Annotated in this window: 11 protein-coding genes; all 11 read right to left on the minus strand. The window is 77.9% G+C overall.

All coding sequences use genetic code 11. The features are described 5' to 3' along the window. Window positions 1–35: 35 nt before the first annotated feature. Complete coding sequence (locus tag ACFUMH_RS14115; RefSeq protein ID WP_378206649.1) at window positions 36–1,778, minus strand: hypothetical protein; 1,743 nt, start codon at window positions 1,776–1,778, stop codon at window positions 36–38. 119 nt (window positions 1,779–1,897) lie between these two features. Continuing rightward, window positions 1,898–3,013 (minus strand): hypothetical protein, encoded by a 1,116-nt coding sequence (locus ACFUMH_RS14120; protein WP_378206652.1) that lies wholly within the window; start codon window positions 3,011–3,013, stop codon window positions 1,898–1,900. A 207-nt stretch (window positions 3,014–3,220) separates the two neighbouring features. Next, window positions 3,221–5,257: a glycosyl hydrolase gene (locus tag ACFUMH_RS14125; RefSeq protein ID WP_378206655.1), complete on the minus strand. Its 2,037-nt coding sequence runs from the start codon at window positions 5,255–5,257 to the stop codon at window positions 3,221–3,223. A gap of 410 nt (window positions 5,258–5,667) precedes the next feature. Continuing rightward, window positions 5,668–7,176 (minus strand): L-arabinose isomerase, encoded by a 1,509-nt coding sequence (gene araA / locus ACFUMH_RS14130; RefSeq protein WP_378206658.1) that lies wholly within the window; start codon window positions 7,174–7,176, stop codon window positions 5,668–5,670. A gap of 28 nt (window positions 7,177–7,204) precedes the next feature. Beyond that, a complete protein-coding gene (locus ACFUMH_RS14135; protein ID WP_378206661.1) occupies window positions 7,205–7,921 on the minus strand; it encodes an L-ribulose-5-phosphate 4-epimerase in 717 nt (238 codons plus the stop codon). Window positions 7,922–7,988: 67 nt separating this feature from the next. Then, window positions 7,989–9,593: a xylulokinase gene (locus tag ACFUMH_RS14140; RefSeq protein WP_378206664.1), complete on the minus strand. Its 1,605-nt coding sequence runs from the start codon at window positions 9,591–9,593 to the stop codon at window positions 7,989–7,991. Window positions 9,594–9,955: 362 nt separating this feature from the next. Next, on the minus strand, window positions 9,956–10,927 hold the full coding sequence (locus ACFUMH_RS14145) for a LacI family DNA-binding transcriptional regulator (RefSeq protein WP_378206667.1): 972 nt from the start codon (window positions 10,925–10,927) through the stop codon (window positions 9,956–9,958). A 32-nt stretch (window positions 10,928–10,959) separates the two neighbouring features. Continuing rightward, entirely contained in the window at window positions 10,960–11,796 is an 837-nt protein-coding gene (gene proC, locus ACFUMH_RS14150) for a pyrroline-5-carboxylate reductase (protein ID WP_378206670.1), read from the minus strand. A gap of 638 nt (window positions 11,797–12,434) precedes the next feature. Continuing rightward, window positions 12,435–13,388 (minus strand): hypothetical protein, encoded by a 954-nt coding sequence (locus ACFUMH_RS14155; RefSeq protein ID WP_378206673.1) that lies wholly within the window; start codon window positions 13,386–13,388, stop codon window positions 12,435–12,437. Between the two features lie 595 nt (window positions 13,389–13,983). Beyond that, window positions 13,984–15,552: a methyltransferase gene (locus tag ACFUMH_RS14160; RefSeq protein ID WP_378206676.1), complete on the minus strand. Its 1,569-nt coding sequence runs from the start codon at window positions 15,550–15,552 to the stop codon at window positions 13,984–13,986. Between the two features lie 19 nt (window positions 15,553–15,571). Continuing rightward, window positions 15,572–16,282, minus strand: coding sequence for an endonuclease/exonuclease/phosphatase family protein (locus ACFUMH_RS14165; RefSeq protein WP_378206679.1), 711 nt, complete (start codon window positions 16,280–16,282; stop codon window positions 15,572–15,574). Between the last annotated feature and the right edge of the window lie 276 nt (window positions 16,283–16,558).

A 16,558-nucleotide genomic window follows, 5' to 3' on the forward strand; every position in this document is an offset into this window, starting at 1 on the left:
GGCCGGACCGGCCGCCCCGCCCCCGACGTCGCCCGTCAGGAGGCGTCCGTCGCCCCGCGCTGCGTCGGCAGGACGAGGGTCGACGCCGCGTGGCGGCCGCGGCTGCGCGACCCGCGCCCGCGCAGCGCCACGCCCGCCGCCACCAGCAGGAGCGCCGCGGGCAGGAGCCACAGCTCCGCACCGGTCGACGCGAGCGCGGCGGAGGAGGCGGGCGCGGCGGACGAGGTGCCCGTCGGCGTCACGCCGGCCGCGAGGACGGTGCGTCCGCCGGCGGCCGCCGTGCGGACCGCCGCGAGCGTGTCACCCGTGCCGGCCGGCACGACGGTGCGCGTCGCCACCGGGACGAGCGGGGTGGTCCCGCCCGTGGCGGGGGTCGCCGCGCCGGGCACGGAGACGCCGGGGGTCGTCGTGCCGGGAGTGGACGTGCCGGGGGTCGACGTACCGGGGGTCGACGTACCGGGGGTCGACGTACCGGGGGTCGACGTACCGGGGGGCGACGTACCGGGGGTCGACGTACCGGGGGTCGACGTACCGGGGGTCGACGTACCGGGGGTCGACGTGCCCGGGGTGGTGGTGCCCGGGTCGGTCGTGCCGGGAGCCGTCGGCCCCTCGGCACCCGGGGGCGCCGTGCCGTCGCCCGGGGGCACGGTGCCCGCCGGGGTCACGGTGGCGTCGCCCCCGATGCCGACGGCCACGCCGGAGACGTCGACCGGCACGGTCACCGGCAGGCCGACGAGCCCGTCGCCGGCCGTGCCGTCGTCGGCGCCGGGAGCCGGCGCCGGGGTCGTCGGCGCGGGCGTCGTCACGGCGGCGTCACCGAGCAGGCCGACAGCCACGCCGGACACGTCGACCGGCACCGTCACCGGCGCCTCGACCAGCGCACCGTCACCCGACGGCGAGCCACCCGGCGCCGCACCCGACGCCGGACCCGAGGACCCGCCCTGCACCACCGCGGCATCCCCGAGGACACCCAGCGCCACACCCGACACGTTCACCGGCACCGTCACCGGCGCCTCGACCAGCGCACCGTCACCCGACGGCGAGCCACCCGGCGCCGCACCCGACGCCGGACCCGAGGACCCACCCTGCACCACCGCGGCGTCCCCGAGGACACCCAGCGCCACACCCGACACGTCCACCGGCACCGTCACCGGCGCCTCGACCAGCGCACCGTCACCCGACGCGCCCTCGCCCGTCCCGTCCGACCCGCCGGTCGGCGACCCCACGGTGCTCCCCTCCAGCACCGTGGCGTCACCGAGCACGCCGAGCGCGACGCCGGAGACGTCGACGGGCACCGACACCGGCGCCTCGACGAGCCCCGGGTCGCCCTGATCCTGCGGCGTGGGCGTCGTCGGCGCGCCACCGGGCCCCCCGGCCACGGCGGCGTCGCCCAGCAGCCCGACCGCCACGCCCGAGACGTCGACGGGCACGTCCACGGGGGCCGAGACGACCGGCGCCTCCTGCGTCGTGCCGGCACCGGCGCCGGCACCGGTGCCGGTACCTGCGTCGCCGCCGGACGTCCCGGCCGGCGCGCCCGCGGGCGGCGCCACGGCCGCGTCGCCGAGGACGCCCACGGCGACCCCCGACACGTCGACCGGCACGCTGACGGGCACCGCGACGAGCGGCGCACCGCCCGCGTCACCGGTGCCACCGAGGCCGAGCTCCACCTGGACGGCGGCGCCCGACGTGAGGTCGACGGCGACGTCGACCCCGAGGGCCCCCGGTGCGGGGGCGGCGTGGGCCATGCAGGCCCCGGCGACCACGAGGCCACCGCTCACGAGCGCGGTGTGCAGCGCTCGACGAAGGTACGTGTGCATCTCAAGAACTCCTCTGCCAAGGACCGGGGCGCCCGTCGGGGCGCGGGGATCGTGCGTCGCGCGGGGCGACGACGGTCCGGTCAGGCAGGGGTGTGCGGGATGTCCTGCGCGGGCGCCGCGGGGCGCCCGAGGTCGTGCGGCGCGACCGTCGCGACGACCCGCAGCGCGGCGGGGGCGACGGAGGCGAGGAGGGCGGCGTCGACGCCCGTGCGCGGCGCGCCGGCGGCCGAGCCGGAGCCGGTCGCGGCGCCCGTCGGCAGGGCGGGCGCCGGGGCGGCCGGGCCGTCGTGCGGCGCGTCGGCGGGGGCGTCCGCGGCGGTGGTCGCCGCGGCGGTGGTGGCCGGGGCCGGCCCGGTCGCGACCGCGGCGCGGGCACGCGGCCCCGCGAGCGGGGCACGCTCGCCGGCGGGGTCGGCGTCGGGAGCGACGAGCGCGACGGCCGGCGCGGCGGGGGCGACGGGGATGCCGGCGACGGTGGCCGCGGGCGGGGCGCCGGCACCGGGCACCGCGGCGCCGGGGACGTCCGCACCCGGCGCGTCCGCACCGGGGCCGTCGCCGACCGGCGCGTCGACGCCGGGGAGCACCGGCCCGAGCACGGGCGGCAGGACGGGCAGGGCCCCGACCGCGGGGCGCAGCGCGTCGACGACCGGCGCGAGCGGCTCGAGCACCGGTGCGACGCCGTCGAGCACGGGCTGCAGGGGCGCCGTCACGGCGCCGACGGTGCCGCCGACGAGACCCGCGACGGGGTCCGTCACGGGCGCCAGCGCGTCGGTCACGGGGGCGACGGCGTCCGTCACCGGCGTGACCGCCGCGACGACGGGCGTCACCACGTCGGCGACCACGGGCGCGACCGGCTCGACGACCGCCGCCACCGGCGGGGCGACGACCTCGCGGACCGGCGGCGCGACGACCTCGGCGACGGGGGCGGCGACGGGCGCCACCACGGGCGCGACCGCCTGCGTCACCGGCGCCACCACGTGGGCCGCGACGGGCTCCACGACGCTCCCGACGACGCCGCCGACCGGTTCCAGGACCGGCTCCAGCACGGCGCCGACGGGCGCCGTGACGCCGCCCAGCAGACCGCCGAGCCCGTCACCCGGCGCACCGGCCGGGTGGGGCGACGCCTTCGCGTCGTAGGGGCCGCCCGCGACGGCGCCGATGAGGACGAACAGCACGGCGGCGGCAGCGGTCAGCACGGCGCGGACCAACCAGGTCCCCGCTTGTCGTGCGATCCGGTGCACGTCCATGTGCCGCAGACCCCCCAGTCGTGCGTCGGGCGTCACCGTCGGCGCCCGCTGCAGCCGACCGTAGGAGGGGTGCGCGCGGGGCCGCAACCGCAGCGCGGCCCCGCGTTGCTCCGGACGGGTGAGCCGGGGGACGACCCACCCGCCCGGAGCGCCCGGTCAGCTCTTCGTCGTGAAGGTCTGCACCGGGCCGACCGTGCGGCCGTAGGAGTTCTCCGCCACGACCCGGAACCGGTACGTCGTGCGCGGCTTGAGACCGGAGACGGTCTGCTGCTCACCGCGCTCGTACTGGACCGCACCGAGCGCGAGCGTCGGCGTGCGCTGGTCCGTCGTGGTGGTGCCCCACTCGATCCACGCGTTCGTCGCCACGCCGTTCGGGGTCACGCGCAGCTTGAGCACGGCGGACGTGCTGCCCACCGAGGCGGGGGCGACGTCGCGGACCGTGGGCGGCCCGGGCGTCATCCAGCTGTCCTCGCGGGACGCGCTGCCGGCGCCCGTGGTGACGGTGACGGTCCACGTGTACTTCGTGCCCGGCGTGAGGTTGCGCGGCTTCGTGGTGGACAGCTCCTGCGGGCCGCTCTTGACGGTGGTGGCCGCGGTCGCGGTGCCGACGACCGTGGTCCCGGCACGCCACTCGAAGGTGACGGTGCCCGGGACGCCCTTGGTGTCGACCCACGCGAACAGGTCGGCGGCGGTGGTGGTGACGTTGCGCTCGGCGACGCCGGTCACGGCCGGCGCGGCCGCCACGGTCACGGTGCGCGCGTCGACCGCGGTGAGGCCGCGGGCGTCCGTCACCCGCAGCGTCGGCGTGAACGTGCCGACGCCGTACGTGTGGCCCAGCGCGGCGGGCGGCTGCCCGGTGCCGGACCGGGTCGTGCCGTCGCCGAGGTCGAGCGTCCACGACGCGACGCCGGTGCCCGTGGCGGACAGCGCGCCGGAGCTGCGGGCCCCGGACAGCTCGACGGTCAGCGTGCCGGCGCCCTGCGTGCGGGACAGCTCGAGCCACGCGGCCGGACGCGTGCGCATCTCGGGACGGACGGCCGCCTCGCGGTACGCCGCCGCGGCGGCGCCGTCGCCGAGGCGCCAGTCGCACGTGCCGACGGTGTCGAAGTAGGCGACGGCCTCCAGCTCGGGCCACGACGCGATGTAGGCGAACGCCTCGCGCATCCACGCGGCGCGGCGGTCGGGCTGCGCCGGGTCCTCGACGGAGCCCCACTCGGCGAGCACGGCGGGCTTGCCGTGGTTCGCGGCGAACGTCCGCAGGCCGGCGGTCACCTGCTCGAGCGAGCGCCAGCCGGTGGTGCTGCCGGCGCGGCAGCCGAACCAGTTGTACGTGTCGGAGCCGATGCGGTCCACGACGTCGTCACCCGGGTAGAAGCCCTTGGCGGTGAGGTCGGTGCTCGGCTGGGTGAGCGCGCCGGTCGTCGAGATCCACGTCCACAGCACGTTCGTGACGCCCTCCGCCCGGAACACCTCGACGTAGTGCCGCCACGCGGCGACGTACTCGGCGGGGGTGCCGAACGAGGTGCCGGCGATGTCCGGCTCGTGGTGCAGCGTCAGGTAGACGGTCGGGCCCAGCTCCTTGACCTGCCGGGCGTGCGTGCGGATCTGCGCGTCCACGCCGCCGCTCGCGATGGTCGCCCAGCGCACGACCGACCCGTTGCCCAGCTTCGGCAGGATCGACAGCATCGGGACGCGCGCGCGCTGCACCGTGCCGGTGGCGACGGGGCCGAGCAGGTTCTCGTCCCAGCGGTGGTAGAGGCGCTGCGTGTCGAGGCGCCGGCCGAGGGCGTCCTCGGTGGCCTGCGTCGCGGCCTCGACGCTGGGCTGCTCGCCGCGGACGACGTACTCGCCGAGCAGCGTGCCCGGGACGGCGCGCAGGTCGGCAGCGGTACGGGCGGCGGGAGCGGGCGCGGTGGTCGCGGCGGGGGTGGTCGCGGCGGCGGGCGCCGACGTGCCGGCGGGCTGGGCGCCGCCCTGCTGGAAGAGCACGCGGGGCGAGCCGCTGCGCGTCGGGGCGTCGGGCACGGTCGGCCGGGGGGTGGTGCGGTCCGCGAGCGCCTGCCCGGGCTCCGCGGCGGGGCTCGTGGCGGCCGGCGCGGTGGGCGTGGCGGTGACGCCGCTCGTCGGCGCGGGGTCGACGGGCGCGGTCGCGGCCGTCGCGGCGGCGGGCGTGCCCAGCAGCGCAGCGGTCACGAGGGCGGCCGTCGCGAGGGTGGCGCGACGCCGCTGCCGGGGGGCGCGCGGCGACCGGGGGGAGGGGTCCTGGTGGACGGACACGTATCAGCTCTCCGGGAACGCGGGCAGGCGTCGACGACGAAGGAAGGGTTCAGGTGTCGCCCCGCGCCTGCCCGTGGTGGGACGGAGCTCCTTGCGCCCGCGCGCAACCGTGCGCGAGGGTGTGTGTCTCCGCGTCCTTGAGAGCGTCGCGCACTGATCGTGCGCTCCGACGTGCTGTAGCGGATGCGTAACAGATTAGCAGCGTCGCAGGTCAGCGTCACTGAGACGTATCACCTAATCTCCACTTTCACCCGGAGCACGACAGAACGGCCCGCCCCGCTCAGCGGGACGGGCCGTTCGCGCAGGTCAGCGGCGCCCAGGTGCGGTCAGAACCCCTGCGCCAGGCGGTGGTACACCTGGTTCCACCGCACCTCGGCGGCGAACCCGCGTCGCGTCGTCGACTCATCGATCACCAGCAGCTCGGTGCGCGTCATCTCGGCGAACATCTCGAACGCCTCGACGCCCACCGCCGTCGAGAGCACCGTGTGGTGCGCCCCGCCGGCCGTCAGCCAGCACTCCGCCGACGTCGCGAAGTCCGGGCGCGGCTCCCACACCGCACGCGCGACGGGCAGGTGCGGCAGCGGCGCGCTCGGCGGCACGACGTCGACGACGTTGGCCGTGAGGCGGAACCGCTCGCGCATGTCGGCCAGCGACACGACCACGCCCGGGCCGGCGTCCGCGTCGAACACCATGCGCACCGGATCCTCCTTGCCGCCGATGCCGAGCGGGTGGATCTCCACGCGCGGGCGCGACGTCGTGAGGGTCGGGCAGATCTCGAGCATGTGCGCGCCGAGGATCCGCTCCGCGCCTGGCGTCAGGTCGTAGGTGTAGTCCTCCATGAGCGACGCGCCGCCGGGCAGCCCCTCGCCCATGACCTTCGCGGCGCGCACGAGGACGGCCGTCTTCCAGTCGCCCTCGGCGCCGAACCCGTAGCCCTTGGCCATGAGCCGCTGCACGGCGAGGCCGGGCAGCTGGCGCAGGTCGCCGAGGTCCTCGAAGTTCGTCGTGAACGCCGTCGCGCCGCGCGCGGTGAGGAACGCCTCGATGGCCAGCTCCTGGCGGGCCGCGTAGCGCAGCGACTCGTGGCGGTCACCGTCGCGACGCAGCTCGGGGACGACGTCGTACAGCTCCTCGTACTCCGCGACGAGGGTGTCGACGTCCGCGTCCGCGACCGCCTCGACCGCCGCGACCAGGTCGTTCACGCCCCACGTGTTGACCGAGACGCCGAACCGCAGCTCCGCCTCGGTCTTGTCGCCCTCGGTGACCGCGACGTCGCGCATGTTGTCGCCGAAGCGCACGAGCCGCAGCTCCTGGACCGCCCGGCGCGCGGCGGCCGCGCGCACCCACGTGCCGACGCGCCGCGTCACCGCGGGGTTCGACACGTGCCCGGCGACGGTCGTGCGCGGGACCCCCAGGCGCGCCGCGATGTACGCGTACTCGCGGTCGCCGTGCGCGGCCTGGTTGAGATTCATGAAGTCGAAGTCGATCGTGTCCCACGGCAGCTCGACGTTCGCCTGCGTGTGCAGGTGCAGCAGCGGCTTGCGCAGCTGGTCCAGGCCGGTGATCCACATCTTCGCCGGGCTGAACGTGTGCATCCACGTGACGACGCCCAGCACGCGGTCGTCCGCGTTGGCGTCGAGCATCGCGCGGCGGATCGCGCCGGAGTCCTTGAGCACCGGCTTCCAGACGACGCGCACCGGCACGTCGTCCGACGCGTCGAGCTGCGCGGCGACCTGCTGCGACTGCTCGGCGACCTGGCGGAGGGTCTCCTCGCCGTACAGGTCCTGCGAGCCGGTGAGGAACCAGACCTCGCGGTCGGCGTAGGGCTTGCTCATGGTCTCTCCTGTCGGGTTCCGGCCGGCGTCAGCGCTGGCCGTAGACGTTCTGGTAGCGGGCGTAGAGCGAGTCGACGTCCTGCTGCGCGATGGGCAGGGGCTCGCCGAGCTGGCGGCTGATGTGGACGGTCCGCGCGACCTCCTCGACCATGACCGCGGCCTTCACCGCGGCCTTCGCGTCCCGGCCGATCGTGAACGGGCCGTGGTTGCGCATGAGCACCGCCGGGCTGCGCGACTCCCGCAGCGTCTCGACGATGCCGCGGCCGATGGAGTCGTCGCCGATGAGCGCGAACGGACCGACGGGGATGTCCCCGCCGAACTCGTCGGCCATCATCGTCAGGACGCACGGCACCGGCTCCGCGCGCGCCGCCCACGCCGTCGCGTACGTCGAGTGCGTGTGCACGACGCCGCCGACCTCCGGCATGTGCCGGTACACGTAGGCGTGCGCGGCGGTGTCGGACGACGGCGCGCGCGTGCCCTCGACGAGCTCGCCGTCGAGGTCGCAGACGACCATCGCCGCCGGGCTCAGCTCGTCGTACGTCACGCCCGACGGCTTGATGACGAGCAGGTCGCGCTCCGACGGACCGGCGTCGGTGTCGACGACGACCCGCTCCGACACGTTGCCGGCGGTCCACACGACGAGCCCCCAGCGGGGCAGCTCGGCGTGCAGCGCGCTCACCCGCTCGCGCGCGCGGGCGACGGCGTCGCGCACCGCGTCGGGGTACGCGTCCAGGGACGGGCTCATCGTGCTCCTCCTCCGCGCGCCGGTCGGGCGCGCACGTCGGTACGGCGGTCGGTACGGCGGCGGCGCGTCACAGCGCCTGGGTGGCGGCGCGCTCGACCGCGAGGCCGGCGCGGTACCGCTCGAGGAACGCGGTGTAGCCGGCGACGTCGTCGGGGTCCGGTGCCACCTCGTCGACGTCGGCGCCCGCGAGCACGTGCTCGGCGAGCCACGTGGCGAGGTCCTGCTCCCGCGCGGCCGTCAGGTAGGCCGCGAGCAGGGCGATGCCCCAGGCGCCGCCCTCCCCCGCCGTCCGGCCGACCGCGACCGGCACGTCGAGCGCCGCCGCGAGCAGCCGCTGCGCGACCCCCGCGGTGCGGAAGAGGCCGCCGTGCGCGAACAGGGTGTCGACGCGCACGCCCTCGTCGGCGAGCACCTGCATGCCCAGGCTGAGGGTGCCGAACGCGCCGTACACCTGCGTGCGGGCGAAGTTCGCGAGGGTCAGCCGGCTGCCCGGTGTGCGGACGACCAGGGGACGGCCCTCCGCGAGCCCCGTGACCGGCTCCCCGGCGAGGTAGTTGTAGGCCAGCAGGCCGCCGCCGTCCGCGTCGCCGTCGAGCGCCGCCCGCAGCAGCGCGCCGAACACGGTGTCCGCGTCGTCGTCGTGCCCCAGGGCGCCGACGAGCTCGCCGAACACCCCGGCCCACGCGCCGAGCTCGCTCGCGCCGTTGTTGCAGTGCACCATCGCCACCGGGTCGCCCGCGGGCGTCGTGACGAGGTCGATCTCGGTGTGCACGCGGGCGAGCGCGTCCTCGAGCACGACCATCGCGAAGATGCTCGTGCCGACGCTGACGTTGCCCGTGCGCGGGGCGACGGACGCGGTCGCGACCATGCCGGTGCCCGCGTCGCCCTCGGGCGGGCAGAGCGGGGCGCCGGGACGCAGCGTGCCGGTCGGGTCGAGCAGCGCCGCGCCCTCGTCCGTGAGGCGGCCCGCCTCCTGCCCGGCGAGGAGCACCTCGGGCAGCAGGTCCGCGAGGCGCAGGCCGGGCGCGCGGTCGGCGACCAGCTCGTCGAACCGGGCGAGCATGCGCGCGTCGTAGCCGCGGGTCGCCGCGTCGATCGGGAACACGCCCGACGCGTCACCGACGCCGAGGACGTGCCGGCCGGTCAGGCGGCGGTGCACGTAGCCCGCGAGCGTGGTGATGCTCGCGACCTGCGGGACGTGCGGCTCCTCGTCGAGGACCGCCTGGTACAGGTGCGCGACCGACCAGCGCAGCGGGACGTTGTGCCCGAACGCCTCGGTGAGCGCCGTCGCGGCGCGCTCGGTCGTCGTGTTGCGCCACGTGCGGAACGGCACGAGCAGCTCGCCGTCGGCGTCGAACGCCAGGTAGCCGTGCATCATCGCCGAGACGCCGAGCGCGCCGACCGTCTCCAGCCGGGTGCCGTACCGCTGCTCGACGTCGGCGAGGAGCTCCGCGACGCACGCCTGCAGGCCGGACCAGACGGCCTCGAGCGAGTACGTCCACAGGCCGTCGACGTAGTCGTTCTCCCACGCGTGCCCGCCGGCCGCGAGCGGCGTGCCGTCCGGGCCGACCAGGCTGGCCTTGATGCGGGTCGAGCCGAGCTCGATGCCGAGGGACGTGCGGCCGGCGTCGACGTCGGCGCGGGCGGCGTCTCTGTCCAGGGGCGCGGTCATCGCACGTCCCGGGCGGGCGCGGGGCGCGTCGCGTCGGTGGCCGCGCGGTCGCGGGTGGGCTGGGGGTCGACGGCCATGTCGCTCCCGTCGGTCGAGGCGGTCACCGTGCCGGTCGCGGCGGCGCGACGGCGGGCGGGCGGGCGGCGGGGCGCCGTCGCCGGTTCCATGTTAGCGCTCACACGGGGGTGGGGCGAGAGCCTGCGGGGTCCGAGGTCCCGGAGGGGCGGCGCGGCGCGTGGGGCGGGCGCTGCGGTCGGCGCGGTTCGTCGGCACTCGGCGCGGTCCGCTCGGCGGTCGGCGTGGTCCCGTCGGCGGTCAGGGCGGCCCGCACGACGTCGCGAGCGGCACCGGCGCTCGTCTCGTCACGGCGCGCTCGCGCGCACGACCAGCTCCGGGGCGATGAGCTCTCGCTCGGTGCCGCCGCCGTCGAGCGCCTCGACCAGCGTCCGGACCGTCCGTGCGCCCAGCTCGTCGAACCCCTGCCGCACCGTCGTCAGCGGCGGTGCCGCGTACGCGGAGCCCGGCTCGTCGTCGAACCCGACCACAGCGACGTCGTCCGGAACGCGGACGCCCGCCTCGCGGAACGCGTGCAGCAGGCCGAGCGCCAGCTGGTCGTTGGCCGCGAACACCGCGTCCGGCACACCCGCCTCGACGAGACGGCGGCCGGCGGCGTGGCCGTCCGCCGCGGACCAGCCCGCCGGCAGCGGCGCGGGCACCGGCACGTCCGCCGCGACGAGCGCGTCGCGCCAGCCGCGCAGCCGGTCGCGGGCGTCGAACCACTCCCCCGGGCCGGCGACGTGCACGACCGTGCGCCGCCCCGCCGCGAGCAGGTGCTCGGTCGCCGCCCGCGCGCCCGCCGCCTGGTCCACGGCGACCGTCCGCACCCCGGTGAGGTCCGGCGCCGACGACACCACGACCACCGGCACCGGCGCCCGCACCGACCCCACCGCGTCCACCGTGTCCGTGCGCGGCGCCACCACGACGACCCCGTCGACGCCCTGCGCGAGGAAGTGCTCCACCGCCGGCACGACCTCGTCCGGGCCGAACGAGCGCAGCGTCGCCACCGACACGTAGCGCCCCGCGTCCCGCGCGGCGCGCTCCAGCGCGACGAGCGTGCTCGTCGGCCCGAACAGCGCCGACCCCGGCGTGACGACGCCGATCGACCCCGTCCGCCGGGTCACGAGCGCGCGCGCCGCGAGGTTGCGGCGGTAGCCCAGCGTCGTGATGGCGTCGAGGACCCGCTCGCGCGTCTCCGGACGCACGCTCGGGTGGTCGTTGAGCACGCGCGAGACCGTCTGGTGCGACACGCCCGCGAGCGCCGCGACGTCGCTCATCGCGGGCGGGCGCGCGGGGGCCTCCGCCACGGTCAGCCGGCCGCCGGCCCGGCGAGCTCGCGGGAGCGGTCCGCGGCGGCGCGCGCCGCCGCGACGAGGCCCGCCCGCACGCCGTGCGCGTCCAGCGCCGCGACGCCCGCGACGGTGGTGCCGCCCGGTGACGACACGCGCTCGCGCAGGACCGCCGGGTGCTCGCCCGTGCCCGCGACCATCGCCGCGGACCCCTCGACGGTGGCGACCGCGAGGCGGGTCGCCAGGTCGCGCGTCAGCCCCAGCAGCACGCCGGCCTCCGCGAGCGCGTCGATGACGTAGAAGACGTACGCCGGCCCCGAGCCCGAGATGGCGGTGACCGCGTCGAGGTCCTTCTCGGCGACGCGCACCACGAGCCCGGTCGCGGCCAGCACCCGCTCGACGAGCGCGAGGTGCGCGTCGCCCGCGGCGCTGCCGGCCGCGATCGCGCTCGCCCCCTTGCCGACGAGCGCCGGCGTGTTCGGCATGACGCGCACGACCGGCGTGCCCGCAGGCAGCGCGGCCTCGTACACGCGCAGCGGCACGCCGGCGGCGACGCTGACGACGAGGGCGTCCGGGCGCAGCACCGGGGCGACCTCGGCCAGCACGGCCGGCACGACGTCGGGCTTCACCGCGACGAGGACGACGTCCGCGTGCGCGGCCGCCTCGGCGGACGCCGTGCCCGCGCCGACACCGTGCTCCGCCGCGAGCGCCGCCACCCGCGCGGGGTCGCGGTCCACCACGGTCACGCGGTCGGCGGACCAGCCGCCCTGCAGCAGGCCCGCGACGAGCGTGCCGCCCATGACCCCGCCACCGAGCACCGCCACGGCCGGGGTGGTCCCCGCGTCGTGCGTCGTCATCGCGCCTCCTCGCTCCGCGCCGGCCCGCGGGCCGCAGCCGCCGGGCGTCGCGCCCCGGGCCGCGGCCGAGCCTACCGACGGCGTCGGACGCGGGTCCCCGGTCCGCTGCGTGGCGCCGGTCCCCGGGGGTCCGCCACCTCGCCGTCGCACGGCCGGACCCCGCCGCCGCGGTCACCCGGCACTTCTGCAGCACCGCGACCCCGCGTCGCTGCACGACGGCCGCCTCGCCGCCCCCCCGGCGCCGCGACGGCGTCGTCCTCGACTCGTCATCCCGACGTCGTCGACCCGCCCGAGGTCGTCGGCTCGGCGTCTCGACCCCACGAGGTCGTCGCCCCCGGCGTGTCGACCTCTCGAGGTCGTCGCCCCCCCGGCGTGTCGACCTCCCGAGGTCGTCTCCCCGGCGTCGACGTCACCAGGGCGTCCAGCCGTCGTGACCCTCGCCGCACCCGCCGCCCGACGGGCGCCACCCGGCGGTTCTGCAGCACCTGCACCTCCGGCTGCTGCACGACGGCCGCCTCACCGGGCAGGCGCGCCGCGGCACCCTGCGTCGGGCCGCGTTCCAGGGGCGCGCGTCGCCGGCGGTCGGCCGGCGCGGTCACGACGGGCTCGTCGCGTCGCCTGCGGGACGGTCCCGGGTGTCAGCGCGCCAGGTGGGTGCGGACCGCGGACGAGACGACACCGGTGGTCGCCAGGTCGCGTGCCGTGAACCGCAGCACGTCGACACCCGCCGCCACGAGGGCGTTCTGGCGCGTGCGGTCGGCGAAGAGCGCGTCCGGGGCGCCGTGCACGCCCGCGCCGTCGATCTCCGCGACGAGCAGCCGCCCGTCGCGGAGCCACCACCCGAGGTCCCCGCGCGCGACGACGCGACCCCGGCCGTCCCGCACCGGCACCTGCAGCTCGTCCGGCGGCACGCCGTCGTCGACGCACTCCAGGCGCGCCCACGTCTCGAGCGGCGACTGCGCGCGGCCGTCGGCCAGCGTCAGCCACGGCCGCGCGCGCGCCGCGCCGCGCCGGCCGCGGACCAGGGCGTCGACGTCGTCGAGGCCGCCGCTGACGAGTCCGCGCAGCAGTGCCGAGTCGAGCACCGCGACGGCGTGCCGCCGGTCCAGCTCGCACACCGCCTGCGCCACCGCCCACGCCGGGGCGGCGACCCGTGCCGAGCCGACACGCTCCACGGGCATCCCGGCGTCGAAGCACCGCACCACGACGGAGCCGCGCGGCCGACGGCGGCTGCCGCCCGGCATCGCGACCTCCGGGCGGACGACCGGCGGAAGCCCCTCGACGCCGAGCAGCGCGAGCGCGGACGCGCCGACGGCGATCGCGGTCGGGCCCGCCGCGAGGAGGCCGGTCCACGCCGCGCGTCGCCGGGCTCCGTCCGGCCCCGCTCCGAGCGGCCCACCGGTGAGCGCGCCCAGCCCGGGCGTGACGTCGTACACCGCCCGCTGCACACGGACGAGCCGGCCGCTGCGGACGAGCGACTCGCGGTGCCCGCGCGGCACCCCGGACGCGTCGCACTGCCGCGTCGACACGAGCCCTTCCTGCACGAGCGCGTGCGCCACCAGGCGGTCGGGGAGCGGGAGCCGGCGAACCATGGGGACACCGCACCGCGTGCGGGGGGCCGGCCGATGCGCAGGTGGCGCGCGCTGTGGACGCGACGCGCCGACTGCGGGCTGGGGTCGCCTCACCGCGGCGGCACACGTCGACCGAGGACGCCGGTCACCACTGCCGGACCCCTCGCCGCCGTCCGGACGGCGATGTACCGATCACCGATCGACGCCACTCCACCGGACCGGCCCACGTGACCGCCCGCGCTGCGAACCGGCCGTCGTGCAGCACCCGCGCTCCCGCATGCTGCCGAACCACCGGGTCGGCGCCTCAGCAGCGAGCCGGGCGGCAGATCCGCCGGCCGGCGACCGAAGCGGCGACCCCGACCGGCTCCCACCGGCGAACCGGCCGCCGTGCAGCATCCCGGCCCCCGCATGCTGCAGAACCACCGGGTCGGCGGCTCAGCAGCGAGCCGGGCGGCAGATCCGCCGGCCGGCGACCGAAGCGGCGACCCCGACCCGTTCCCACCGGCGAACCGGCCGCCGTGCAGCATCCCGGCCCCCGCATGCTGCAGAACCACCGGGTCGGCGGCTCGGTCGGGTCGCGGCGACCCGGACCGGCCGGACCGGCCGGACCGGCGCGTCAGGGGGTCGGGAGGAGCAGGAGCCCGTCGGCGACCAACCCGCGGGCCGCGGGGAGGACGTCGGCCGCGACGTCCTGCGCCGGCACGTCGAGCAGCGACGCCAGCGCCGCGACGATCTGGCCGGCGGTGAGCTCGCCGTCGCACGCGCCGACGAACGCCGCCAGCGCGGTGCCGGCGCGGACCGTCACGCCGAACCCGCCGCCCTGCCGCAGCAGGACGACGTTCGGGTCGACCGCGCCCGGCTCCAGGTACCGCTCCTCGGTGACGTCGCCCGCGACGCGCAGCCGCAGGCCGGCGAGGTCCCGGTCGTCGAGGCGCGCGAGCGCGTCGTGCGCCTCGAGGCCCGCGGCGAGCACCGGGCCGAGGGGCTGGCGGACCGGCCCGACGCGGTCCTCGAGCCGGCGCAGCGTCGGCGCGCCCGTGACGGGCCGGCGCAGCGTGACGACGCCGAACGCGACGCTGTGGACGTCCCGGGACGCGAGGTCGTCGAGCCACGCGCCGTACAGGTCGCGCCACGCGGTGCCGTCCGCGGGGGTGGTGCCGCCGTCGCGGATCCACGTCTCCGCGTACTCGGCGGGGTCCTGCTCGTCGCGGCGGACGACCCACGCGTCGAGCCCGGCGGCGTCGAGCCAGGCCCCGACGCGCTCGTCCCAGCGCTCGCCGCGGCGGACCTCCCAGTTGGCGAGCAGCTGCGCGACACCGCCGGGCGCGAGGACGTCGCCGACCCCGGTCACGAGGTCGCGCACGAGGTCGTCGCCCGCGCGGCCGCCGTCGCGGTAGTCGTACGCCGGCACGTCGGCACGGCGCGGGGTGATGACGAAGGGCGGGTTGCTGACGACGAGGTCGAAGGTCTCCCCGGCCACGGGCTCGAGCATCGACCCCTGCCGCAGCTCGACCCGGTCCGGCCCGAGGCCCGCGAGCGCGGTGGTGAACCGGGCGAACGCGAGCGCCCGCGCGGACAGGTCGGTGGCGACGACCTCCGGGGCGTGGCGCGCCGCGTGCAGCGCCTGCACGCCGCACCCGGTGCCGAGGTCGAGCACGCGGCCGCGCGGCCCGCGGACGGTGGCCTGCGCGAGCGTCACCGACGCCCCGCCGACGCCCAGCACGTGGTCGGTGCGCAGCGCGCGCCCGGTGGCGATCTCGCCGAGGTCGGAGGCGACCCACCAGGCCGCCTCGCCGGCGCCGTCGACCGCGGCGTAGGGGCGCAGGTCGACGACGGCCCGGACGTCGTCGTCCGCGCCGGCGCCGGCGGTGGTGACGAGCCCGAGGCGCCGTGCCCCGTCGACGCCGAGCCGGGGCAGCGCCGCCGTGAGCGCGGTGCCGTCGACGGGTGCGCCGAGCACGAACGCGCGCACGAGCGTGGCGACGGGGTCGTCGACGCCGGCGGTGGCGCGCAGCGCGGGCACCGCCTCGCCGCGGTGCAGCGCGCCGTTCGCGACGGGGCCCAGCAGGGTCTCGACGCGGTCGACGGTGTAGCCGGCGGCGCCGAGGTCGTCGCGGAGCGCGTCGACGAGGGCGTCGTCGACGACGGGGGCGTCGGGGGTGGTCGGCGGGTTCACGTGCGCCATCGTCGCAGGCGCGGCGGCCTCAGCCGGCGGCGGGCAGCGCGAGGTCCACGACGAGCGGGCGGTGGTCGCTCGCGACGCCGACGGGCGCGTCGTCGGGGACCCGCGCCTGCCGCACGGTCATGCGGCCGTCGACGAGGACGGCGTCGATGCGGACGCGCGGCGCGTCGGCGGGGTAGGTCGGGTGGTCGGCGCCGACGGTGGCGGCGGCGTCCTGCAGCCCCCCGGCGGCACCGAGCAGCGCGGACCACGACGGCCCGCCGGGACGCTCGTTGAGGTCGCCCGCGACCAGCACGGGCGCCCCGGCGTCGTGCCGTGCGGCGAGCAGCCGGCCGGAGACGAGGCCGACGTGGCGGGCGCGCTCGGCGGCGCGAAGGCCGAGGTGCACCACGACGACGCGCACGCCGTCGACGCGGGCGGTCGACGCGCCGCGCCGGGTCAGCCCGGGCCGCCACGGCATCCGGACGGCGTGCGCGTCGCGCACCGACCGGTGCGGCGCGACGAGCAGCGCGGTGGTGCGCGCTCCCCCGCCCGCCACGGCGACGCGCAGGCCGGTGCGGGCGGCGAACCGGCGCAGCCGCCACCGGCCGAGCAGCCGGCGCGGCGGCTCCTGCGCGGCGAGGACGTCGGGGCGGGCGGCGCGGACGACGTCGACGAGCGCGTCGACCTCCTGCCGCAGCCCGCGCAGGTTGTACGTCATGACCCGCAGCGTGCGGACGTCGTCGTCGGGCACGGATCCTCCGTGGGTGTCGGCGGCGGGGGCGTCATCGGCGCGACACCGCCCGCGCCCGAAGGGTAGACGCACCGGCGAAGCGATTCGCACGTTTCGGGGGCCCTGTCCGCGGCAGAGTTTCTTCGGTAGCTTGACGAAGTCTGCCCGGCCGCGACGGAGCGGCCGCACTCCCCGGGAGGTCCGATGCCGGTCCCAGCTGCCCGAGCACGCGTCCTCGGGGTCGTCGCCGCCACGTGCGCCGCCACCCTCACCGCGGCGCTGGTCACGGTCCCGTCC

Source organism: Cellulomonas sp. NPDC057328, from assembly GCF_042667215.1.
GTDB lineage: Bacteria > Actinomycetota > Actinomycetes > Actinomycetales > Cellulomonadaceae > Cellulomonas.